This is a genomic window from Phycicoccus sp. 3266 (genome assembly GCF_031456495.1).
Lineage (GTDB): Bacteria > Actinomycetota > Actinomycetes > Actinomycetales > Dermatophilaceae > Pedococcus.
Genome location: NZ_JAVDUW010000001.1, coordinates 1857048 through 1878987, shown reverse-complemented (window position 1 = coordinate 1878987; position 21940 = coordinate 1857048). Strand labels below are relative to the sequence as shown.

At 73.2% G+C, this 21940-nt stretch carries 16 protein-coding genes and 2 tRNA genes; 11 read left to right on the top strand and 7 right to left on the bottom strand.

Going from position 1 to position 21940, the window contains the following annotated elements; translation table 11 throughout:
- Nucleotides 1–4: 4 nt before the first annotated feature.
- A tRNA-Ser gene (locus J2X64_RS09015) sits at nt 5–97 on the bottom strand.
- Nucleotides 98–186: 89 nt separating this feature from the next.
- Nucleotides 187–1776: an LCP family protein gene (locus J2X64_RS09010; RefSeq protein ID WP_310152646.1), complete on the bottom strand. Its 1590-nt coding sequence runs from the start codon at nt 1774–1776 to the stop codon at nt 187–189.
- A gap of 194 nt (nt 1777–1970) precedes the next feature.
- Here J2X64_RS09010 and J2X64_RS09005 point away from each other — a divergent pair, with 194 nt between their 5' ends.
- Nucleotides 1971–3890, top strand: coding sequence for a penicillin-binding transpeptidase domain-containing protein (locus J2X64_RS09005; protein WP_310152643.1), 1920 nt, complete (start codon nt 1971–1973; stop codon nt 3888–3890).
- 149 nt (nt 3891–4039) lie between these two features.
- On the opposite strand, the gene J2X64_RS09000 is transcribed toward J2X64_RS09005, so the two are convergent.
- Nucleotides 4040–4243 (bottom strand): cold-shock protein, encoded by a 204-nt coding sequence (locus J2X64_RS09000; protein WP_056915917.1) that lies wholly within the window; start codon nt 4241–4243, stop codon nt 4040–4042.
- Nucleotides 4244–4666: 423 nt separating this feature from the next.
- On the opposite strand from J2X64_RS09000, the gene J2X64_RS08995 reads away from it, so the two are divergent.
- On the top strand, nt 4667–7612 hold the full coding sequence (locus tag J2X64_RS08995; RefSeq protein ID WP_310152628.1) for an HYR domain-containing protein: 2946 nt from the start codon (nt 4667–4669) through the stop codon (nt 7610–7612).
- A gap of 72 nt (nt 7613–7684) precedes the next feature.
- On the opposite strand, the gene folP is transcribed toward J2X64_RS08995, so the two are convergent.
- Nucleotides 7685–8611 (bottom strand): dihydropteroate synthase, encoded by a 927-nt coding sequence (gene folP, locus J2X64_RS08990; RefSeq protein ID WP_310152625.1) that lies wholly within the window; start codon nt 8609–8611, stop codon nt 7685–7687.
- A 35-nt stretch (nt 8612–8646) separates the two neighbouring features.
- Between folP and J2X64_RS08985 the strand changes: the two genes are divergently transcribed.
- A complete protein-coding gene (locus tag J2X64_RS08985) occupies nt 8647–9873 on the top strand; it encodes an acyl-CoA dehydrogenase family protein (RefSeq protein ID WP_310152622.1) in 1227 nt (408 codons plus the stop codon).
- Entirely contained in the window at nt 9870–10907 is a 1038-nt protein-coding gene (locus J2X64_RS08980) for a phosphotransferase family protein (protein WP_310152620.1), read from the top strand. Before J2X64_RS08985 ends, J2X64_RS08980 begins: the two co-directional genes overlap by 4 nt.
- A 126-nt stretch (nt 10908–11033) precedes the next feature.
- On the opposite strand, the gene J2X64_RS08975 is transcribed toward J2X64_RS08980, so the two are convergent.
- The 3 genes from J2X64_RS08975 to J2X64_RS08965 all read right to left on the bottom strand — a co-directional run bounded on the left by J2X64_RS08975 (nt 11034) and on the right by J2X64_RS08965 (nt 15343).
- Nucleotides 11034–12419: an FAD-dependent oxidoreductase gene (locus tag J2X64_RS08975; protein ID WP_310152616.1), complete on the bottom strand. Its 1386-nt coding sequence runs from the start codon at nt 12417–12419 to the stop codon at nt 11034–11036.
- A 63-nt stretch (nt 12420–12482) separates the two neighbouring features.
- Complete coding sequence (locus J2X64_RS08970) at nt 12483–13853, bottom strand: aspartate aminotransferase family protein (protein WP_310152614.1); 1371 nt, start codon at nt 13851–13853, stop codon at nt 12483–12485.
- Complete coding sequence (locus J2X64_RS08965) at nt 13853–15343, bottom strand: CoA-acylating methylmalonate-semialdehyde dehydrogenase (RefSeq protein WP_310152612.1); 1491 nt, start codon at nt 15341–15343, stop codon at nt 13853–13855. The genes J2X64_RS08970 and J2X64_RS08965 overlap by 1 nt, the downstream gene beginning before the upstream one ends.
- A gap of 61 nt (nt 15344–15404) precedes the next feature.
- On the opposite strand from J2X64_RS08965, the gene J2X64_RS08960 reads away from it, so the two are divergent.
- From J2X64_RS08960 to J2X64_RS08930, 7 genes are all read left to right on the top strand, one after another.
- On the top strand, nt 15405–16751 hold the full coding sequence (locus J2X64_RS08960) for an aminotransferase class I/II-fold pyridoxal phosphate-dependent enzyme (protein WP_310152608.1): 1347 nt from the start codon (nt 15405–15407) through the stop codon (nt 16749–16751).
- A gap of 300 nt (nt 16752–17051) precedes the next feature.
- A tRNA-Ser gene (locus tag J2X64_RS08955) sits at nt 17052–17138 on the top strand.
- Between the two features lie 241 nt (nt 17139–17379).
- Nucleotides 17380–18309: a DMT family transporter gene (locus J2X64_RS08950; protein WP_310152605.1), complete on the top strand. Its 930-nt coding sequence runs from the start codon at nt 17380–17382 to the stop codon at nt 18307–18309.
- 46 nt (nt 18310–18355) lie between these two features.
- Nucleotides 18356–18688: a YtxH domain-containing protein gene (locus J2X64_RS08945; protein WP_310152603.1), complete on the top strand. Its 333-nt coding sequence runs from the start codon at nt 18356–18358 to the stop codon at nt 18686–18688.
- 529 nt (nt 18689–19217) lie between these two features.
- Nucleotides 19218–20831 carry a S8/S53 family peptidase gene (locus J2X64_RS08940; RefSeq protein WP_310152601.1) on the top strand — a complete coding sequence of 538 codons (1614 nt, stop codon included), beginning with the start codon at nt 19218–19220 and terminating at the stop codon, nt 20829–20831.
- Nucleotides 20831–21421 (top strand): sigma-70 family RNA polymerase sigma factor, encoded by a 591-nt coding sequence (locus J2X64_RS08935; RefSeq protein ID WP_310152599.1) that lies wholly within the window; start codon nt 20831–20833, stop codon nt 21419–21421. Before J2X64_RS08940 ends, J2X64_RS08935 begins: the two co-directional genes overlap by 1 nt.
- Nucleotides 21421–21936, top strand: a complete 516-nt coding sequence (locus J2X64_RS08930; protein WP_310152597.1) for a hypothetical protein — start codon at nt 21421–21423, stop codon at nt 21934–21936. Before J2X64_RS08935 ends, J2X64_RS08930 begins: the two co-directional genes overlap by 1 nt.
- Nucleotides 21937–21940 lie beyond the last annotated feature (4 nt).

Genomic DNA, 21940 nt, shown 5'->3' with positions numbered 1-21940 from the left:
CGGGTGGCGGAGGCGGAGGGATTTGAACCCTCGATGGGCGATTAGCCCAAACCGCATTAGCAGTGCGGCGCCATAGACCGGACTAGGCGACGCCTCCACGCCCGGGTGCGGACACCCGAGCCCGCACAGGGTATCCGGCCCGCCCACGACGGGGCAAAGCGGCCCTGCGGGGAACCGTTCCGGCCCTCAGCTGCAGATGTCCTGGTTCGCCGTCCGGGCCTTGATCGTCTCCGTCGACGAGCTCGGCGGGGTGGCCGTGATGGTCTGCTTGGGCAGCGGCTGGGTGCCGAGGCGGTTGGGGACCTCGACCGCGTTCGGGGCCCCGAGCCCCATGCTCAGCTCGAGCGTCGAGCCGAGCAGGGAGTCTGCCCGGATCTGCGCGCCCGGGTAGGCCGCCGCGACCGTGCGGGCGGCGTCCTTCATGCCGGGGCCGTAGCGGACGACCACGCCACGCGTCGGCGTTCCCGAGCCGGACACGTAGGTGTCCACGTGGAAGCCCTGGACGCTCAGCTCCGCGGCCGCCTGCTTGGCCAGGCCGGGCACCCCCGAGTCGTTGGTGACGCGCAGGTGGATGTCTCCCGGGCTCACGGTCAGCGGCTGCTGGGTGGTCGGGGACGCCGTGACCGACGTCGTGCCCGACGGCACCTTGGTGCCCGGCAGCGGCTTGTCGTCGCGCATGGCGGTCCAGATGGTCTCGGCCGCCGAGGTCCACTGCACGCGGTTCGGGTCCGCCGGGTAGGTCTCGGTCGGCAGCTTCACGAACCGGATCTGGTCGGTGCCGATGCGCGCGAGGCTCTGCGCGATGTCCTTCATCTCACCGACGTCGAGCCCGGTGTCGGTCGTCATCGCCTGGGTGGCCGCGTCAAGGAACCGGAACAGCTTGTCCGGGCGCAGGAGCAGCGAGGACCGGGTCGCCTCCTGGACGACCGAGGACATGAACGCCTGCTGGCGGTCGATGCGCCCGAGGTCCGAGCCGTCACCGAGGGTCTTGCGCACCCGGACGTAGCCGAGCGCCTGCGTCCCGTTCACCTTGGTGCGGCCGGCCTTGAGGTTGAGGTGGCTGTCCTTGTCGTTGATCGGCACGGGGGTGCAGACCGTGACGCCGCCGAGGGCGTCGACCATCCTCTTGAAGCCGCGGAAGTCGATGACGACGAAGTGGTCGATGTAGACGTCGGTGAGGCCCTCGAAGGTGCGGATCGTGCACGCGGGGCCGCCGAGGGTGAAGTTCGAGTTCCACTGGCGGATGACGCCGTCGGCGACCTTGTCCTGGGGGTTCTTGCAGTCGCGCGGTGCCTTGGTCATCGAGTCACGCGGGATCGACACGACGATCGCGGACTTGCGGTCGGCCGACAGGTGGACGACGAGGTTGGTGTCCGAGCGCGCACCGTAGATGCCGTACTCGGTCTGCTGCCTCCCGAGGGCGGTGCCGTCCCGGCTGTCCGAGCCCATCACGAAGATGTTGAGCGGCTTGAGGTTCGTCTGGGCGTCCGTCGTCGCCTGCTGCTTGGGCCGGTCGCCGAGCGCCTTGGTGATGTCGACGCGCTGGATGTTCCCGTTGAGCTTCACGTATGCCGCGATGCCCAGGACCAGCGCCGCGACCGTGAGCGCGGCGACCGCGAAGAGGCCGCGCCGAACCCAGGGGTGGCGGTGGTCCTGGCGGACCCGCTCCGACCGGCGCGTGATGGCCGCGTTCTGCTCCGTGCCGCCCTCCGAGGCACCGGGGGCTCCGTCGGCGGGCTGGTCGCCCGGGGCGGAGCCGTGGGTGGGCTCGCTCACATGCACCTCTCTGGTCCGGACAAGCCGCCCTCCGGGGCGGCTGAGGCGACCGATCGCCTCCGGGAGTCTAAGGGCGCAACCTGAGAACCTTCTCGGGATGCTCCCGACCCTCAGACGCCGTAGCGGACGGGCAGGTTGGCCGGGTGGGACATATGGGTTGAGTTCGCCAGTGACCCGTGAGGTTTGATGGGCGCATGGACAGACGAGGCGTCGTGGGGGCGGTGGCGGCGGTGGCCGTGCTGGCGGCTGGTGGTGCCGGGGTCTGGTGGTGGCGGCACGACCAGGCCGAGCAGCAGGCGGACCGCGCCGCCCGCGCCGAGGTCACGGCATACGCGGCGGGGTGGTCCCAACGCTCGTTCGGCAAGACGGGTGCCGACTTCACCTCGCCCACGGCGACGGTGCAGGCGGACTTCACCCGCGCCACGTCGGGGCTCGGCTCGGGGCCGGTCACGGTCGCCCCGGGGGCCGTCCGCCGCACGGGTGACCGGGCGACCTCGACCCTGCGCGTCACCTGGACGCTGCCCGGCGGCGTGCCGTGGAGCTACGACGTCCCCGTGACCGTGGTGAAGCAGAACAGCGGCGCGTGGGCGGTCAGCCTGCCCACCGACGCCTCGCCGTGGCACCCCACGCTGAAGAAGGCCGACCGGCTCGTGGCCGCGCGGACCTGGGGCACCCGCGGCGACCTGCTGGACCGGTCGGGCACCGCGCTCATGCCGCTCGGCAAGGTCTACCCGGTGCAGATCGACCCGGGCCGAGCGACCGCCGAGACGGCCAGGGCGCTGGAGAAGATCGTCGACGAGCCGTCCGGGAGCCTGGTGGCGAAGCTGGCCGCGGCCCAGAAGGCCGGGTCGAAGTCGCCCATCCCCGTCATCACCTACCGGCAGGCGGACTTCGACGCACGGCGGGACCGGCTCGACGCGCTCAAGGGCGTCATCTACCCGGCCCGCGAGCAACCGCTCGCGCGGACGCGCACCTTCGGCCAGCCGCTGCTCGGGTCGTTCGGGCCGGTCAGCGCCGAGAAGGTCACCGCGGGCAAGGGCCGCTACACAGCCGGTGACTACGCCGGCACCAGCGGCCTGCAGGGACAGTACGACGCCACCCTCGGCGGCACGCCCGGGGTCACCGTCACCTCCAGCGGCGCGCCGAACACCCCGCTGTTCCAGAAGGCCGCGGTCGACGGCAAGGACGTCAGGACCACGCTCGACCCGACGGTGCAGGCAGCCGCCGAGAAGGCCCTGACGCGCACCAAGGACGTCCCCTCCGCCCTGGTGGCGGTCGACGTGAAGACCGGTGACGTCCTCGCCTCGGCGAACTCGCCCGAGCTCGGCCTCGACCGCGCGATCACGGGCCGCTACCCGCCCGGCTCGTCGTTCAAGGTCGCGACGACCTACGCCCTGCTCACCGGGAAGAAGGTCACCCCGGCCACCACCGTCACCTGTCCCAAGACCTTCGTCGTCGACGGCCGGTCGTACAAGAACTTCGAGGGCGAGGAGCTCGGCACCCCCGACTTCGCGGCCGACTTCGCGCACTCGTGCAACACGGCATTCGTGCAGCTCTCCTCGCGGCTCGGCGACGACGACCTCGCCGCAGCGGGCAAGGCGCTCGGCATCGGCGCCGGCTGGGACAAGACGCTCGGCGTGGCAGGTGCCTTCGACGGCAGCATCCCGACCAACAACGGCAAGACCGACAAGGCCGCTGCGTCGATCGGCCAGGGGCGCAACCTCGTCTCCCCGCTCGCGCTCGCGGTCATGGCCGGCAGCGTCGCCCGCGGCGCGTACGTGCCGCCCGCCCTCGTCACCGACCCCGCCCCCGACGGGGCCGACCGCTCGCCACAGCAGCTCGACTCGGGCGTCGTCGACCAGCTGCGCACCCTGATGGGGCGCGTGGTGACCGACGGCACCGCGACCGTGCTGCGCGGCACCCCGGGCGGCACGGTCCGCGGCAAGACGGGGACCGCGGAGTTCGGGAACGACAACCCGCCGAAGACGCACGCGTGGTTCATCGGCTACCAGGGTGACCTCGCGTTCGCGGTCCTCGTCGAGGAGGGGCGCAGCGGCGGGGAGGTCGCCGCGCCGGTCGCCAAGGCGTTCCTCACCGACCTCGCGTCGCGCTGAGGCCTCCGCTGCCGTCCGGCGTTCGGGCGCAAGGGGACCCGGGCAACAGGACCTGCACACGAGGGACGAGAGGCGCCACTCACGCGACGAGGCCCCTCACCGAGTGGTGAGGGGCCTCGTCGTGAAGACTGTGGTTGGGCAGTCCTCGATCAGATCGGGCGAACGGCGTCAGCCTGCGGGCCCTTGGGGCCCTGGGTGACCTCGAACTCCACGCGCTGAGCCTCGTCCAGCGAGCGGTAGCCCGAGGAGTCGATGGCCGAGTAGTGGACGAACACGTCGGGGCCGCCGCCGTCCTGGGCGATGAAGCCGAAGCCCTTCTCAGCGTTGAACCACTTCACGGTTCCCTGTGCCATGGGGTTAACTCTTTCCTTTGTAGCCATTGGGAATCCGCACTTTGCGAAGCCCCAGGCTGCCGTACACAACCCCACCCGACGAGATCATGCTCGTCCACAGAAGCGAAAGGCCCGCGCGATGGTGCTGGCGGGCACTTCGTCGACCTGCGAGGAACTGCTTGGTGCAACCGCGAGAGACGCTAGCACGCGACGCGGGCGCCGTGGAGGTGCGGGAGACCAAATTTCCGTCAACCGGTCGCGCCCTCGGCACCGCGCCCGGAACGGCCCCAGGCGCAGCCAAACCGAGCCGCCCGCAGGCCTCCCCAACGGACGTGTCAACCGTTCGGGTCGATCCCGCCCAGCTCCCTCACCTGCATCTTTACCGTCCCATGACCCGGTGCGACAGTTCCGGCCACCATTCCTTCCGGTTGCCCAGGGGACGTCATGCACCTACGCCTTGCCTCTCGAGGAGTCGCCGCGCTCGCGGTCGCCCTCCTCACGACGTATGCCGCGGGGGCGGCATACGCGGACTCCATCCCGGTGGTTGACGGCGACACCGCCGCCATGTCCACCACCGACATCGCAGTCTCCGGCTGCACCCTGCCCGTCCAGCGTGACGGCCTCATCACGGTCAAGCGCAACGGCAACGTCCACCTGACGCCGGGCGCCGCCTTCAGCCTCGACTGGTCCAGCAGCGACACGAACGTCACGGTCGAGCGCACGGACACCACCCAGAAGGTGCCGTCCACCTACGACACGAACGGCCAGGACTCCTTCCAGGTCGGCATCCGCACGACGATCAAGGCCAGCGCGGCCGGCACCGGGCAGTCCACGGTCTCGGTCAAGGTGACCCAGCCGGGCTACACGAGCATGAGCGCGGCGTCCTACGCGGTGAGCTGGAACTGCACGACCAACACCGCACCGGTCGTCACGATCGGCGGCGTCACCAACGGTGGGTCGTACGAGTACGGCAGCGTCCCGGCTGCGACCTGCTCCTGGACCGACGACCACGACGGCTCCGGCACGGTGCTGCCGACCGTCACCGGACCGACCGGCAAGCTCGGCACCCAGACGGTCAGCTGCAGCAAGACCGACTCGGGCGGCCTGGTCGGCACGGCCGTGGCCAGCTACTCGATCGTCGACACGACGGGTCCCGCGCTGGGCACCGTCGCCGACGTCTCCGCCTCGGCGGTCGACGCCGGCGGTGCACCCGTGACCTACTCGGCGCCGTCCGCGACCGACGCCGTCGACGGTGACCGCCCGGTCACCTGCGCACCCGCGTCGGGCTCGACCTTCCCGCTGGGCAGCACCACGGTGACCTGCTCGGCCACAGACCTCAGCGGCAACAAGGGGAGCACCTCCTTCGCCGTCACCGTCGCCGACACCACGGCACCTGTCGTCACGGTGCCCAAGGACGTCACCCTCGCCGCGACCAGCGCAGCGGGGGCCACGTACTCGTACGACGCCACCGCCAAGGACAACGTGGACGGTGCCCTGACGCCCTCGTGCAGCCCGGCTTCCGGCAGCACGTTCGCGTTCGGTGACACCACGGTGAGCTGCACCGCGACGGACAAGGCCGGCAACAAGGCCAGCGCGTCGTTCGTCGTCACCGTCCAGGACAAGACGGCGCCCGTCGTCACGGTGCACCAGCCGAAGTCCACGGAGGCCGCCGGCCCCGACGGCGCGGTCGTCACCTGGGACGCGGCAACCGCGACCGACGACGTCGACGGCACCCGTCCGGTCACCTGCGACCACGCCAGCGGCGCCACCTACCCGGTGGGCAGCACCACCGTGACCTGCTCGGCCGACGACACCCACGGCAACACCGGGGCCGCGACGTTCGCGGTCGTCGTCACCGACACCACACCGCCGGTGCTCCACCTGCCGGGGGACCTCACCCCCGAGGCGACGAGCCCCAACGGTGCAGTCGCCAGCTGGACGGCCACGGCCACGGACCTCGTCGACGGCTCCGTGGACGTGTCCTGCGACCCGGCCTCGGGCACCCAGTTCGCGCTGGGCGGCCCGGCGACGGTGACCTGCTCGGCCACTGACGAGCACGGCAACGTGGCCACGGGCTCCTTCACCGTGACGGTGCAGGACAGCACGGCTCCGACGCTTCCGAAACTGGCCGACGTCGCCGAGGAGGCCACGGGCGCCGAGGGCACCGTCGTGGAGTACACGGTCGACCCGGCCAAGGACCTCGTCGACGGTGACGTGCTGCTGAGCTGCGCGCCAGCCAGCGGCGCGACCTTCGCCCTGGGCAAGAGCACGGTCACCTGCACCGCGACCGACAGGCACGGCAACGCTGACAGCGGCACCTTCACCGTGACGGTGCAGGACACCACGCCGCCGGTCTTCGACCCGATCTCCGTCGCCACGACCGAGGCCACCGGCCCGGCCGGCGCAGCGGTGACGTTCGAGCCGCACGCCACGGACCTCGTGGACGCCAGCCCGGCGATCGCCTGCGACCACGCCTCCGGCTCGACGTTCCCGGTCGGCGCCACGCAGGTCACCTGCACGGCCAGCGACTTCTCGGGCAACACGGCGTCGCAGACCTTCACCGTCAACGTCGCCGACACCACCGCCCCGGTGGTCAGCACGGTGGCGAGCCAGACGGTGGAGGCCACCTCGGGGGCCGGCGCGGCATACACCTGGGTGGTGCCCACCGCGACCGACCTGGTCGACGGAAACCGCCCGGTCACCTGCAACCACGAGCAGGGCAGCACCTTCCCGCTCGGGAAGACTGTCGTCACCTGCTCGGCGACGGACCTCAGCGGTAACAAGGGCAGCTCCTCGTTCACGGTGACGGTCCAGGACACGACGGCACCTGAGATCGGCGCCGTGCAGAACCTCAGCGCGACGGCCACGTCCGCTGCTGGCGCCAAGGTCACCTACACCACCCCGACCGCCACCGACCTGGTCGACGGAGCGACGGCGGTCACCTGCGACCCGGCGAGCGGCAGCACCTTCCCGCTCGGCACCACCACGGTGACCTGCACGTCGACGGACAAGACCGGCAACACGGCCACGAAGACCTTCACCGTCACGGTCACGGTCGCGTGGAGCGGGTTCCTCGCACCGGTCGTCGACAAGGGCGTCTACAAGCAGGGCAGCACGATCCCGGTCAAGTTCGCCCTCACCGGCGCCTCGGCCGGCGTGACGAACCTGCAGGCCAGCCTCTGGCTGCGCAAGCTGCCGGCAGCGGGCACCACCGGCCCCGACCCCGTGGCGGTGTCGACCTCGGCCGCCACCACCGGGAACCTGTTCCGGTACACGGACGGGCAGTACCTGTTCAACCTCAACACCAAGCCGCTCGCGGTCGGCAGCTACGAGCTGCGCGTCGACCTCGGTGACGGCGTCGCACGCACCGTGACGATCAGCTTGCGCTGACCCCTCGGTGGGCGCGGCCCGGGACCTGCTGGTCCCGGGCCGCGTTGCGTTCCCCGGTGGTGCCGGGCGCCCTCAGACCCCGCGGACCGCGAGCACCGGCGGCCGGTCCCCGCGGATGACGGCGACCATGTCGACGACGCGCCGGGTCGCGCGGACGTCGTGCGCGCGGAACACGGTCGCGCCCAGCCACGCCGCGACGGCCGTGGACGCGAGCGTGCCCTCGAGCCGCTCGTCGGGCTCGAGCCCCAGCGACTCCCCCACGAAGTCCTTGCGCGACAGCGCCTGCAGGATCGGGAAGCCGAGGGCCGCGATGTCGGCCGTGTGCCGCAACACCTCCAGCGAGTGCGCGGTCGTCTTGCCGAAGTCCAGCGTGGGGTCCACGAGGATCCGCTCAGCGGGTATGCCGGCCTGCTGGGCGGTGCGTGCCCCGGCGGCCAGGGTCCGCAGCACGTCGCGGACGACGTCGAGTGGGTCCGGCCCGTAGGTCACCTTGACCGGGTCGGTCCGCGGCGGGAGGCCGCCGGTGTGGGACACCACGACACCGGCGCCGATCCGCGCGGCGACACCGACCAGCTCGGGGTCGTGGCCCGCCCAGGTGTCGTTGACCAGGTCGATGCCCACGGCCCCGGCCTCCCGCGCGACCTCCGAGCGCCACGTGTCCAGCGACAGCGCCAGGTGGGGGTAGGTCTCGCGCGCGTGCGCGAGAAAGGGAAGGACACGGTCGACCTCCTGGGCCGCGCTGACGTGCTCACCCTCCTGGCCGGCCCGGACACCGCCGACGTCGACGATGTCGGCCCCGGCGGCGACGTGGGCGTCGAGGGCACGCTTGGCCGAGTCGAGGTCGGCGTGCCGGTTGCCGGCGAAGAACGAGTCGCTCGTGCGGTTGATGATGCCCATGACCGCCGGCGAGCCGGCGTCGAACGTGCGGCCACGCAGGACGAGCGGGGGCGTGCGCGGCAGGACCAGCGGCTGCGGCTCGGGGGACGTCACGCCGGCCATCCTCGCACCCGCACCCGGGTGGGTAGGGTCGGCTCGTGGCCTTCGACTTCAGCATCAGCCCCGCCCTGGAGGAACAGCGCCGCCGGGTCGCCGAGTTCGTGGCGACCGAGGTGGTCCCGCTGGAGCAGCGGGTGTTCCGTGACGGCATGACCGACGACCTGCGGCGCGACCTGCAGGGGCGGGCGAAGGCGGCGGGGGTGTTCGCCCCGCAGGCGCCAGGCGAGCACGGCGGCGGTGGCTTCCGGTTCGACGAGTCCGCGGTGCTGCTCGAGGAGGCCGGCTACTCGCTCCTCGGCCCGCTCGCGCTGAACTGCGCCGCCCCCGACGAGGGCAACATCCACCTGATCCACCTGACGGGCACCCCCGAGCAGCACGCGGCATACCTGCACCCGCTCGTGTCCGGCGAGGTCCGGTCCTGCTTCTCGATGACCGAGCCGCCGCCCGGCGCCGGCTCGGACCCGTCCGCGCTGCGCACCACCGCCCGACGGGTCGACGGCGGATGGGTCCTCGACGGCGACAAGTGGCTCATCACCGGCGCCGACGGCGCGGCGTTCTCGATCGTCATGGCACGCAACACCGGTGAGGACGCCCCCGAGGGCGCGACGATGTTCCTCGTCGACGCCGACAACCCCGGGTTCGTCGTCGGTGACCACATCGACACCATCGACGCGACCGGGATCGGCGGGCACTGCCGCGTCACCATCCGGGACTGCTTCGTCCCCGACGACCGGGTGCTCGGCGAGCCCGGTCGCGGCTTCCAGAGCGCCCAGGTGCGGCTCGCCCCCGCCCGCCTCACCCACTGCATGCGCTGGCTCGGCGCGGCCCGCCGTGCCCACGACATCGCGCTCGAGCGGGCCGTTGGGCGCGAGCTGTTCGGGTCGCGGCTGGCGGACCTCGGCATGGCGCAGGCGCTCATCGCGGAGAACGAGATCGACCTCGACGCCGCCCGCACCGTCGTCCGGCACGCGGCCTGGCAGATCGCGGAGGGGTCGCGCAGCAGCGAGGAGTCCTCCCGCGCCAAGGTGTTCGTGAGCGAGGCGGTCTGCCGCGTCGTCGACCGCGCGGTGCAGCTGGCCGGCGGCATGGGCACCTCCGAGGAGCTCGTCCTCGGCCGGATCTACCGCGACATCCGCTCGTTCCGGATCTACGACGGCGCCACCGAGGTGCACAAGATGTCCATCGCCCGGCGCGCTGCCAAGCGGGCCGCCGAGCGGCTCGCCGCCCGCGGTGAGTCGGTCGGGCGCGAGGGCTCCGGCGCGTGAGCGTGCCCGAGGAGGTCCGCGGCATACCCCGCGCGTCGTTCACGGCGTGGGCGGCGCAGGTGCTGCCCGGCCTCGGCGAGGACTGGCGCGCCGAGGTCATCTCCGGCGGCCTGTCCAACATCACCTACCGCGTCACCGGCGCCGACCGCACCGTCATCGTGCGGCGGCCACCGATGGGCAAGCTGCTCCCGAGCGCGCACGACATGGCGCGCGAGCACCGGGTGCTGGCCGCCCTGCAGGACACCGCGGTCCCCGTGCCCGAGGTGCTGGCGCTGTGCGAGGACCCGGAGGTCGTCGGGGCGCCGTTCTACGTCATGGCCGAGGTCACCGGCGACGTGCACCGCGAGCCGGAGGAGGCGGCCGGCCTGACCGAGGAGCAGCGCGACGCGTGGAGTGACGCGCTCGTGGCGGTCCTCGCCGAGATCCACGCGGTCGACCTCGACGCGACCGGCCTGCGCGACTTCGGCCGCCCGTCGGGCTACCTCGAGCGCCAGCTGCGCCGCTGGTCCGGCCAGTGGGAGGCCAGCCGCACCCGCGAGCTGCCCGCGATGGACGAGCTCGTGCGCCGGCTCGAGGCCGGGCGGCCGCAGGAGGGCGAGGTGACGCTCGTCCACGGCGACTACCGGCACGACAACACCCTCGTGCGAGTCGGCCCCGCGGGCCGGCCGGAGGTCGCAGCGGTGGTCGACTGGGAGCTGAGCACGCTGGGCGACCCGCTCGCCGACCTCGCCACCTGGCTCACCTACTGGACCGGCCGCGACGCCGAGGGACGGCCGCTCATCGTGGGAGCGGGGGTCCCGGCGATGCCCGGCTTCCCCTCCGCGGAGGAGCTCGCCCGCCGGTATGCCGCGGCCACCGGGCGCGACGTGTCGCACCTGGACTGGTACCGCGCCTTCACCGACTTCCGGCTCGCCGTCATCGCCGAGGGAGTGCACGCGCGCTACCTCGCCGGCGCCGCGAGCGGTCCCGGGTACGACCGTGCCGGCGCCTCGGTGCCGCTGATCGTCGACCGCGCCCTGTCCCACCTGGCCTGACCCAGCCGCTCGGCCGGGCACTCGGCATTGGGGGCCTGAGCGCACGCAGATCCGCGCGCTCAGGCACCCAAAGCCCGGAGAAGCCCGGAGCGACCCGAAGAAGCGCGGCCGGCCGGGCCGTGGCGGTCAGGAGTCGAAGCCGAGGCCGGCGGCGTCGAGGGCGCGCAGCCACAGGTTGCGGCGTCCCTGCCGCTCGTCGGCGCGGGCGAGTGACCAGCGGGTCAGCTCGATCCCGGCCCAGGCGAAGGGTTCCGGCGGGAACGGCATCGGCATCTCGCGCACCATCTGCAGCCGCGTGCGCTCGGTGGTCCGCGCGTCGAGCAGGTCGAGCATGACCTGCGCGCCGAAGCGGGTCGCACCGACGCCGAGCCCGGTGTACCCGAGGGCGTAGGCGACCCGGCCGTCGAGGGCCGAGCCGTAGAAGGCGCAGAACCGCGTGCACGTGTCGATGGCGCCGCCCCAGCGGTGGGTGAAGCGCAGGCCCTCGAGCTGCGGGAACGTCTCGAAGAAGTGGCCTGCAAGGCGGTCGAAGGTCTCGGGCCGCTGGTCCAGCGAGGGCGCCAGCCGGCGGCCGTAGTGGTAGATCGCGTCGTAGCCGCCCCACAGGATCCGGTTGTCGTCGGTCAGCCGGTAGTAGTGGAACTGGTTGTTCATGTCGCCGACACCGGCACGGCTGGCCCACCCGATCGACGCGAGCTGCTGGTCGCTGAGCGGCTCGGTCATGAGGACGTAGTCGTAGACCGGCACGGTGTGCAGCCGCACCCGGCGCAGCAGGGACGGAAAAGCGTTGGTGCCCAAAGCGACCCGACCTGCGCGGACGACGTGCCCGGTCGACGTCGCGACCTCCACCCCGGCCCCGTGGCTCCGCAGCCCGGTCGCCCTGGTGCCCTCGACGATGCGGACCCCGAGCGACTCAGCAGCCCGGGCCAGGCCCCACGCGAGCCGGGCGGGGTCGACCATCGCGGTCTCGTCGCGGTCCCAGACGCCGGCGACGTACGTCGGTGAGTCCAGGTGGGCACGCACGGCGTCGCGGTCGAGGAACTCGCCCGGCTCGTCGGCCAGCCAGTCGACCTGGTGCGGCTCGGTGGCCACGGTCAGCGCGCCCGACCGCCGGAAGTCGCACTCGATCCCGTACCGGCCGACGGTGGCCTCGATGCCGTCGAGGTTGTCGCGGCCGAGGCGGCGCAGGGCGTCCATCTCCTGCGGCCACCGGGCGCGGCCGTTCGCCTCGCCGTGGGTGAGGCTGGCGGCGCAGAACCCGCCGTTGCGACCCGAGGCGGCCCACCCGACCGACCCGGCCTCGAGGACGACGACGTCCCGGGACGGGTCGGCCTCCTTCGCCAGCAGCGCCGTCCAGAGGCCGCTGTAGCCCGCGCCCACCACGAGCAGGTCGGTGTCGACCGACCCGTCGAGCGGCGGCCGCGGCGCGGGACGGTCCGGGCGGTCGAGCCAGAAGACGGACGGCGCGGAGTCGGCGAGCGCGGGGTGGACCGGCCGGGGCTCAGCAGGCACGGTCGACCCCGTGGCCGGCCGGGCACCCGGGCGTCGTGCGGCGCATCGCGGTGCTCCTCGGGGTCAGGCGTCGGCGCCGGTGTAGTGCCGGTCCGCCACCGCGAGCGCCTCGTCCAGGATCGCCAGGCCCTCGCGCACCTCGTCCGCCGTCGTCGTGCACGGCGGGACGACGTGGGTCCGGTTGAAGTGCGTGAACGGCCACAGGCCGCGTTCCTTGCACGCGGCGGCGAAGTCGTTCATCGGCTTGGCGTCGGCCCCACCGGCGTTGAACGGCACGAGCGGCTCACGGGTGGCGCGGTCACGCACGAGCTCCACCGCCCAGAACGCGCCCAGCCCACGGACCTCGCCGACCGACGGGTGCCGCTCGGCCAGCTCGCGCAGCCCGGGGCCGATGACGTCGGCGCCCAGGGAGCGCGCGTGCTCGACGATGCCCTCCTCGCGGAACACCTCGATCGAGGCGACCGCCGACGCACAGGCCAGCGGGTGGCCCGAGTACGTCAGGCCGCCGGGGAACGGGCGGGAGTCGAACGTCTGGGCCACGCGCTCGGAGATGACCACGCCGCCCAGCGGGACGTAGCCGCTGTTGACGCCCTTGGCGAAGGTGATGAGGTCCGGCGTGACGCCCCAGTGGTCCACGGCGAACCACTCGCCGCAGCGGGCGAACCCGGCCATGACCTCGTCCGCGATCATCACGATCCCGTGCGCGTCGCAGATCTCGCGCACGCCGGCGAGGTAGCCCGGCGGCGGCACGAGGATGCCGTTGGTGCCGACGACCGTCTCGAGGATGATCGCCGCGACCGTGTGCGGCCCCTCGACCATGAGCAGGTCGCGCAGGTGCTGCAGCGCCCGCTGCGACTCCTCCTCCTCGGTGGTCGCGTGGAACGCCGAGCGGTAGAGGTACGGGCCCCAGTAGCGCACCACACCCGGCATACCGGGCTCGGAGGGCCAGCGACGCGGATCCCCTGTCAGGGCAATGGAACCCGCGGTCGCACCGTGGTAGCTGCGGTACGCGGCGAGCACCTTGTTGCGGCCGGTGTGCAGACGCGCCATGCGGATCGCGTTCTCGTTCGCCTCGGCACCACCGTTGGTGAAGAACACCCGGTTGAGGTCGCCCGGCGCGATCTCGGCGATGAGCCGGGCCGCCTCCGAGCGGGCGTCGTTGGCGAAGGCCGGGCTGATCGTCGTGAGCCGGGCGGCCTGCTCCTGGATCGCGGCGACGAGCTTGGGGTGCTGGTAGCCGATGTTGACGTTGACGAGCTGGCTGGAGAAGTCGAGGTACCGCTTGCCCGAGTAGTCGGTGAAGTACGAGCCCTGGGCGGACGCGATCGGCAGCGGGTCGATGAGCGCCTGCGCCGACCAGGAGTGGAAGACGTGCGCACGGTCGTCCCGCCGGACCCGCTCCTCCGACGCGGTCGTCAAGACGTCGAGGCTCATCAGCGGGTCCTGGGGAAGCCGAGGTCGACCGAGGACGTGGCCGGGTCGGGCCAGCGCGAGGTGACGACCTTGCCGCGGGTGTAGAAGCTGATGCCCTCGGGCCCGTACATGTGCGTGTCGCCGAAGAGCGAGTCCTTCCAGCCGCCGAACGAGTAGTACGCGACCGGCACGGGGATCGGCACGTTGATGCCGACCATGCCGACCTGCACGTCGTACTGGAACTGCCGGGCCACGCCGCCGTCGCGGGTGAAGATGGCGGTGCCGTTGGCGTACTGGTTGGAGTTGATGAGCTCCAGGCCCTCCTCGTAGGTGTCCACCCGGACCACCGAGAGGACCGGCCCGAAGATCTCGTCGGTGTAGACGGTCATCTCCGGCTGCACGTGGTCGAGCAGCGTGGTGCCGAGGAAGAAGCCCTCCTGCGGGTGCTCGCCGGTGCGGCCGTCGACGACGACGCTCGCGCCCGCCGCCTCGCCCGCGTCGACGTAGCCGGCCACCTTGTCGCGGTGCTCGGCGGTGATGAGCGGCCCCATGTCGGTGTCGGGGTCCGCGCCGTCGCCCACGGTGAGCTTGGGCAGCCGGGCGGCGATGGCGTCGACGAGCGGCTGCGCGACGTCACCGACCGCGACCGCGACGGAGAGCGCCATGCACCGCTCGCCGGCAGCGCCGTATGCCGCGGAGACCACCGCGTCGGCCGCCATGTCGACGTCGGCGTCGGGCAGGACCAGGGCGTGGTTCTTCGCGCCGCCGAGGGCCTGCACCCGCTTGCCGTTCGCCGTGCCGCGCTCGTAGATGTACTTGGCGATCGGGGTCGAGCCGACGAAGCTCACGGCCGACACGTCCGGGTGGTCGAGCAGCGCGTCGACGGCGAGCTTGTCGCCCTGGACGACGGTGAAGACGCCGTCGGGCAGGCCGGCCTCCTTCCACAGCTCGGCGAGGAACAGCGCGGCCGAGGGGTCCTTCTCGCTCGGCTTGAGGACGAACGCGTTGCCGCACGCGATCGCGTTGGCGCACATCCACAGCGGCACCATCGCCGGGAAGTTGAACGGCGTGATGCCGGCGACCACACCGAGCGGCTGGCGGATCGAGTACACGTCGACCCCAGTCGACGCCTGCTCGCTGTAGCCGCCCTTGAGCAGGTTGGGCACCCCGGTCGCGAACTCGACGTTCTCGAGGCCGCGCGCGATCTCCCCCGCCGCGTCCGAGAGCACCTTGCCGTGCTCGGCCGTGATGATCGCGGCCAGCTCGTCGGTGCGGGAGTGCAGCAGCTCGCGCATCGCGAACAGCACGGCCGAGCGCTGCGACAGCGAGGAGTGCCTCCACTCCCGGGCCGCGGCGAGGGCGCTCGCGACGGCCGTGCCGACCTCCTCCACGGAGGCGAGGTCGACCTCGCCCGACGTCTCGCCGGTGGCCGGGTTGTACACGGGGGATGTCCGGCCGGAGGTGCCCTCGTGGCGCCGGCCGTCGACCCAGTGGGGGATGCGCGTGGTCATGCCGCCCACGATACGAACCACTCGCTGGTCACACAATACGTCGATTGCTACGGTACAAAGCGTGACCGCCGTCCTGTCCGCCCTCGAGGAGCGCCTCGAGGACCCCACTGCCAAGGGGCTGGCGCACGCCGTCTCCGCCGCCGTCCGCGACGGCGTCCTGCGCGCGGGCGACAGGCTGCCGCCCATCCGCGTCGTCGCCACCGAGCTGGCGATGTCGCCGACCACCGTCAGCGCCGCGTGGGGGCTGCTCACCCGGTCGGGCACCGTCGCCACCGACGGCCGCCGCGGCACGCGCGTGCTCGAGCAGGGCGTCCCGGGCGCCGGCGGCCGGTACCGCACGGCGCTGGACCGGCACACGGCATTCGCCCTCGACCTGTCCACCGGCGTCCCCGACCCGGCGCTGCTGCCCGACCTCGGCGCCGCCCTGCGCAGCCTGCCTGCGACGCCCGCCACCGGCAGCTACCTCGACGACCCGGTGCTGCCTGCGCTCGCCGAGGTGCTGCGCGCGGACTGGCCGTACGACGCCGACGAGCTCACCGTCGCGGACGGGGCGATGGACGCGATCGACCTCGTCGTGCGGACGACGCTGCGCTTCGGTGACCGGGTCGTCGTCGAGGACCCCGGTTTCCCGCCGCTGCTCGACCTGCTCGAGTCGGTCGGAGCGCAGGTCGTGGGCGTGCCCGTCGACGACGAGGGGCTCGACCCCGACGCGCTTGCCGCCGCCCTGCGCGACGGCGCGCGGGACGTCTTCCTCCAGCCGCGCGCCCAGAACCCCACCGGCGTCGGGACCAGCGAGCGCCGGGCGCGGGCGCTGGCCCGGCTGCTCGAGGGCTCGGATGCGCTCGTGGTCGAGGACGACTCGGCATACGGGCTGTGCACCAGGCCCCTCGTCAGCCTGGGGCGCTGGCTCCCGGGCTCGACCGTGCACGTCCGGTCGTACTCCAAGGCGTACGGGCCGGACCTGCGGCTCGCCGCGATGAGCGCGCCGCCGGAGGTGCACCGTGCGGTGACCGCGCGCCGCCAGCTCGGTCAGGGGTGGTCCAGCCGGCTGCTCCAGCAGGTGCTCGTCCAGCTCCTCACCGGCGCCGGCGAGGAGGTGGCCGGGGCCGCGAGAACGTATGCCGCGCGGCGGGCCGCGCTCGTGACCGCCCTGCGCGAGCGCGGGGTCGAGGTCGGCGGCTCCGAGGGGCTCAACGTGTGGGTGCCCGTCGGCGACGAGACCGCCGCGGTCGTGCGGCTGGCCAGCCAGGGCATCGGCGTCGCACCCGGGCGGCCGTTCCGGGTCGGGGCCACCGGGGAGGCGGGGCACGTGCGTGTGACCGTCGGGCTCGTGGACTCCGGCGTGCCGGAGCTGGCCGACGCCCTGTCCGCAGCCGCCCGGTCGACCGGCTGGCGGGGCGGGCGCTGAGTCCTCGGCCCGGGCCGTGAGGGGGCCTCATCGGTGAGGAAAGCGGGGCTCGTGGCCGCGTCGGTCGAGGTCTCCCGGCCCCGGACGGCACGAAGGCCGGGCTGCAGGGTTGCCCGGCCTTCGGCCATCCACCCGAAGGTGGACGACTGTGTTCCCCGGTCCTCAACGCTAGAGGGCGGTCACAGTGGACGACTCCCACAATTGTTGTACCCACTCGCGCCCCGACGCACGTGAAGCGGGGGATGTCCCCGGGAGCCGTCGCACGCCACCTCCACCCGGTGCGGCACAATCGCTGCCGAAGGAGGGCTCGCATAGTGGCCTAGTGCGGCGGTCTTGAAAACCGCTATGGCGGCGACGTCATCGTGGGTTCGAATCCCACGCCCTCCGCGCGCAGGGTTCGGGCGGGCCGAGGTACGAGGCCCGTCCGGTTCCTGCGCATCGAGCAGGCGGGATTCGGGAGGAGCGGCGAGGAACGAGCCGCGACGGTTCCCACGCCCTCCGCCAAGCTGCCGCCGGGAGGCGGAGCGTCCTCGCGCAGCAGGCGGGGGCGGGGATGAAGGGGAGCGAGCTCGCGAGGCACGAGCGAGCCCGCGGAGTCCCACGACCTCCGCCAAGGTAGCGTCGGCGCGTGTCCCTGGCCGTGGCCCTGCCGTGCGCCGTGCTGTCGGCCGTCGCGTACGGCACCTCGACGGCGGTGCAGCACCGTGCCGCGCACCGGGGTACGGGACGGGCCGACGCGCGCGGGGTCCTGCGCCTGCTGCGCGACCCGCGCTGGCTGGCCTCGGTGGGCGGAGACACCCTCGGCCTCGTGCTGCAGGTCGTCGCCCTCGCGACCGGGCCGGTGCTCGTGGTGCAGCCGCTGCTCGTCCTCGCCGTCCCGGTGGCGCTGCCGGTCGGCCGCCTCCTCGGCGGACCTGCTCCCGGCTGGCGCGACTACGTCGCCTGCGGTGGGATCCTCGCCGCCCTCGCCGCCTTCTTCGCCCTCGTCGGCGACCCCGGCCACGCCCGCCCGCTGCCGGCCGCCGAGGCCGCGTGGGCCGTGGCGATCGCCGCGGTGGTCGGCGCCGTGCTGATGCTCGCCGTCCGCCGCGCGTCCGCGACGGCCCGGGCGGCGGTGTACGGCGCGGTGGCCGGTGCCGGGTTCGGCCTCGTCGGCGTGCTGCTCGACGCCGTGGCCGGTCGCTGGCAGCGGGCCGGACTGCCCGGACTCGCGGAGGCGGACGGCTGGGTGCCGCTGCTGGCCCTGCTGCTCACGGGGGCAGCCGCGCTCGTCCTGACGCAGGTCTCGTTCCAGGTCGGCGCCCTCGGCGCGAGCTTCCCGGCCAACGAGGTCGCCGCACCGGTCGTGGCCGTCGTCCTCGCGGCCGCCCTGCTGCACGAACGGCTCCCGGTCACGCCGGGGCACCTCGCGGCATACCTGCTCTGCGTGGCCGTGCTCGCAGCCGGCACCGTCCAGCTGGCCCGCGGGATGTCCTCCCCCATACCCGAGGCCGGACCGGAGCCCGCGACCGGACCCGGGCCCACCACGCACCCCGACGATCGCTCGACGAGCCCCTGACCAGCGCCTTTGTTAGGGTCGAACGATCCCTACAGGAGGCTCCACCATGGCAAAGCTGTCCTTCCTCGCTGGTCTCGCGGCGGGCTACGTGCTCGGCGCCAAGGCCGGCCAGAAGCGCTACGAGCAGATCAAGGGCAAGGCAACCCAGGTCTGGTCCAGTGACCCGGTCCAGTCGAAGGTCGACACGGTCGTCCAGACGGTCAAGGACCAGGCACCCGTCGTCGCCGCCAAGGTCGGCGACGCCGCCAAGACCGCAGGCTCGGCCGCGCGCGAGCGCGTGACGGGCGAGCACCTGCCGGAGACGCTGCACCGCGGCACCGACGGCCGGCTGCACGCCGACACCACGGGCTTCGGCCCGGGGCCCGGCAAGCTCCCCTAGCCCGGGACACCCCCGGCAGGCAGACGGGAGCGGCGCGACCCACCCCTGGAGTCGCGCCGCTCCTGCGTCCCCTCACCGTGCGGCACCCTCGAGCCGCACGCCGTCCTGCTCTAGCGGCGCCGCCGGGCGGGCCCGACCGGGCGCGTGCTGGGAACCCCCGACCAGCACCTTCCACGACCGAACCCACCCGACGACGTGCCCCGAGGGGCGTGGCGGTGACGCGTTCCCGACGCCGACCGCCGGGACCAGTGACACCCCTGTTGCCACCGGTCCAGCATCGGACGACCACCCCGGACCTTCATGCCCCTGCACGACATCCCGGGCGTCCTTCCTGTGTTCCCGCCTCGTCCCCCGACCAGGCTGACGAACGGAAAGAGCAGTCCGGGCCGGCCCTGATACACCCCTGCCGGAAAAAGTTGCCGAGCTCTCGCGGGTATCACCCGGACCTCGCCGTTCTCCTGTCAGGTGACGCGATCGCTCACTACGCTGACCGTGCACCAGCGCGGTCCGCACCAGGCCAGGAGAACCGATGACCGCAGACGTCCCGCCCCCGCAGGGGAGCCCCGGGCGCATCCCCCGCGTGGCCGTGCCCCGCTCGGCCGAGCGCCGCCTCGACGTGCGCGTGCTCGACCCGGCCAAGGCCGTTCGCCTCGACGGCGACGACGCGCTCAGCCCGACGATCTACAGCGGCAACCGGCTCATCGTCCCGGGTCTGCTCAACCGGTCCGGCGACGGCCCGATCCGCGCCCTGAGCGAGATCGCCGAGCGCCTGGGGTATGCCGCGGTGCCGCGCCGCGACGAGCAGCTCGAGGCGCTGCTCGACCGGTACGAGCTCGGCGACGAGGCGGACGCCGTCGCGGCCACCGTGGTGGAGTTCCGGCCGCTGCCGGACCGCCCGGTCGAGGCCCCCGACGCGTGGCTGATCCTGCAGACGTTGCGGGCCGAGGACCCTGCGGCCGCCGAGGGCGTCAGCCTGAGCCACATCATGACCGCCTCCGGGTACGGCGACGGCGTGGGCTACGGCGACGGCGTCGGCTACGGAGACGGTGTCGGGTACGGAGACGGCGTCGGCTACGGAGACGGCGTGGGCTACGGCGACGGCGTCGGGTACGGCGACGGGGTCCAGCTCCCCGGCGGCGGGCCCTCGGCCCGGCGACCGGTCGTCTGGGCCGCCCCCGACCCGCGGCCCCGTCGCGTCAAGGACGGCCCGGTCGTGGCGCTGCTCGACACCGGCATCGGCCGGCACGACTGGTTCCGTCACGGCGTCGTCCGCGACGTCGAGGTCGACGGCATCCCCATCGGCCTGCGCTTCACGCCCGAGGACGACCCGGAGCTCACCGGCTGCACCCTCGACCGCGTCAACGGCGTCCTCGACAGGTGCGCCGGGCACGGCACGTTCATCGCCGGGGTCGTCCGGCAGCACTGCCCCTCGGCGACGTTGCTGGTCGTCCCCGTCATGTACGGCGACGGCGTCGCGGACGAGGCCTTCCTCGTCGAGACCCTCCAGCTGCTGTGGGTCCGCCAGGTCCTGACCCACCGGGGCAAGCACGAGGGCCCACTCATCGACGTGCTGTCGCTCTCGCTCGGCTACTACCACGAGACCCCCGGCGCCTTCGACGACGAGCCGGCGTTCCTCTCGGTCCTGCGTGCGCTCGCCGCGACGGGCGTGGCGATCACCGCGGCCGCGGGCAACGGCGGCACCGACCACCCGTTCTACCCGGCGGCGTTCGCGCTCGCCGGTGGGTTCGAGGTGCCGCTCGCCAGCGTCGGCGCCCTCAACCCCGATGCCCGCTCGGTCGCCGTGTTCTCCAACACCGGCCGCTGGGTGCGGGCGTACCGCTGCGGCACCGCCGTCGTCAGCACCATGCCGGTGACCTTCGACGGCAGCCTGCGCGGCTCGATCTACCACCACCCGAGCCCCAACCCGCCGCGCGGCGCGTCCAAGCCCGACGGCTACCGGCTCGGCTTCGGGATGTGGAGCGGCACCTCGTTCGCCGCGCCCGCCCTGGCCGGCGAGTATGCCGCGCAGCTCGCCGCGAGCGGCGCGCACCCGCAGGCGGCTCCCGACCCCGATGCGCGCCGGAAGCACCTCGCCGAGGTCGTCGAGAAGGTTCTCGCCGAGACGGTCGGGGGTGGGGAGTGATGCAGGCGGAGGGTGGTACGCGCAGCCTCGCCGAGGAGGCGGCGGCGGCGTTCACGGCATACCGCGACGGGCACGCGGAGGCGATGGGGACCCTGGTCGACGCACTCACCCCGCTGCTCTGGCACACCGCACGGGCCCAGGGGCTCGGGGCCGCGCAGGCCGAGGACGTCGTGCAGAACACCTGGCTCCAGCTGCTCCAGCACCAGCACGGCATCACCGAGCCGGGCGGCGTGCTCAAGTGGCTCCTCACGACCACGCGGCGCGAGGCGTGGGCGAGCAGCCGCAAGACGCGACGCGAGGACTTCCGCGAGGACCTGACCGACGCGGGCGAGTCGGCCGGCAGCGGCTCCGACGAGACCCTCGACGTCGTGCTGCGCAGCCAGGACCAGGGCCTGCTGTGGCGGCACTTCAAGGAGCTGCCCGAGCGGTGCCAGGCCCTGCTGCGGGTCATCGCGCTGGCGGAGCGCCCCGACTACGCCCAGGTCGCGCAGGCGCTGGGCATGCCGGTGGGGAGCATCGGCCCGACGCGGGGTCGGTGCCTCGCCAAGCTGCGGAACGCCCTCGTGGGCGACCCGGGATGGGCGGCGTGATGAGTCCGATGGACCAGGACCCCGTGACCGGCCCCGTCGACGGCGAGGACGGCGCGCTCGACGACCTCGACCTGCGCGCCCTCGCGACGCTGCGGACCGTGTGGCAGGCGAGCGACCCGGTGCCGAGCGGGCTGGCCGACCGGGCGAAGTTCGCGATGAGCGTGGCGGCCCTCGAGGCCGAGGTCGCCGAGATCACCACGACGACGGCAGAGCTGGCCGGGGTGCGCACGACCGCGTACGACCGCGCCGGCACCGTGACGTTCTCCAGCGACCGGCTCAGCGCCATGATCACCATCGAGGTGGTCGACGGCACGAGCGCCCGGATCAGCGGCTGGGTGACGACCGGCCCCACGGCGGTCGAGCTCCGGGAGCGCTCGGGCACGCAGGAGACCACCACCGACGAGGCCGGGCGGTTCACCTTCGCCGCGGTCGAGCGCGGCCTGGTGCACCTCGTCATGCGGCGCCTCGACGAGCCCGACGGCAAGCCGGTCATCACGCCGGCGATCGAGGTCTAGGACC

Excerpts from the sequence above, each read along its gene's own strand:
- J2X64_RS08930 (WP_310152597.1), top strand. The coding sequence starts at position 21,421 with ATGAGTCCGATGGACCAGGACCCCGTGACCGGCCCCGTCGACGGCGAG.
- J2X64_RS08965 (WP_310152612.1), bottom strand. The coding sequence starts at position 15,343 with ATGACCACGCGCATCCCCCACTGGGTCGACGGCCGGCGCCACGAGGGC.
- J2X64_RS09000 (WP_056915917.1), bottom strand. The coding sequence starts at position 4,243 with ATGGCACAGGGAACCGTGAAGTGGTTCAACGCTGAGAAGGGCTTCGGC.
- J2X64_RS08935 (WP_310152599.1), top strand. The coding sequence starts at position 20,831 with ATGCAGGCGGAGGGTGGTACGCGCAGCCTCGCCGAGGAGGCGGCGGCG.
- J2X64_RS08995 (WP_310152628.1), top strand. The coding sequence starts at position 4,667 with ATGCACCTACGCCTTGCCTCTCGAGGAGTCGCCGCGCTCGCGGTCGCC.
- J2X64_RS09005 (WP_310152643.1), top strand. The coding sequence starts at position 1,971 with ATGGACAGACGAGGCGTCGTGGGGGCGGTGGCGGCGGTGGCCGTGCTG.
- J2X64_RS08940 (WP_310152601.1), top strand. The coding sequence starts at position 19,218 with ATGACCGCAGACGTCCCGCCCCCGCAGGGGAGCCCCGGGCGCATCCCC.
- folP (WP_310152625.1), bottom strand. The coding sequence starts at position 8,611 with ATGGCCGGCGTGACGTCCCCCGAGCCGCAGCCGCTGGTCCTGCCGCGC.
- J2X64_RS08970 (WP_310152614.1), bottom strand. The coding sequence starts at position 13,853 with ATGAGCCTCGACGTCTTGACGACCGCGTCGGAGGAGCGGGTCCGGCGG.
- J2X64_RS08945 (WP_310152603.1), top strand. The coding sequence starts at position 18,356 with ATGGCAAAGCTGTCCTTCCTCGCTGGTCTCGCGGCGGGCTACGTGCTC.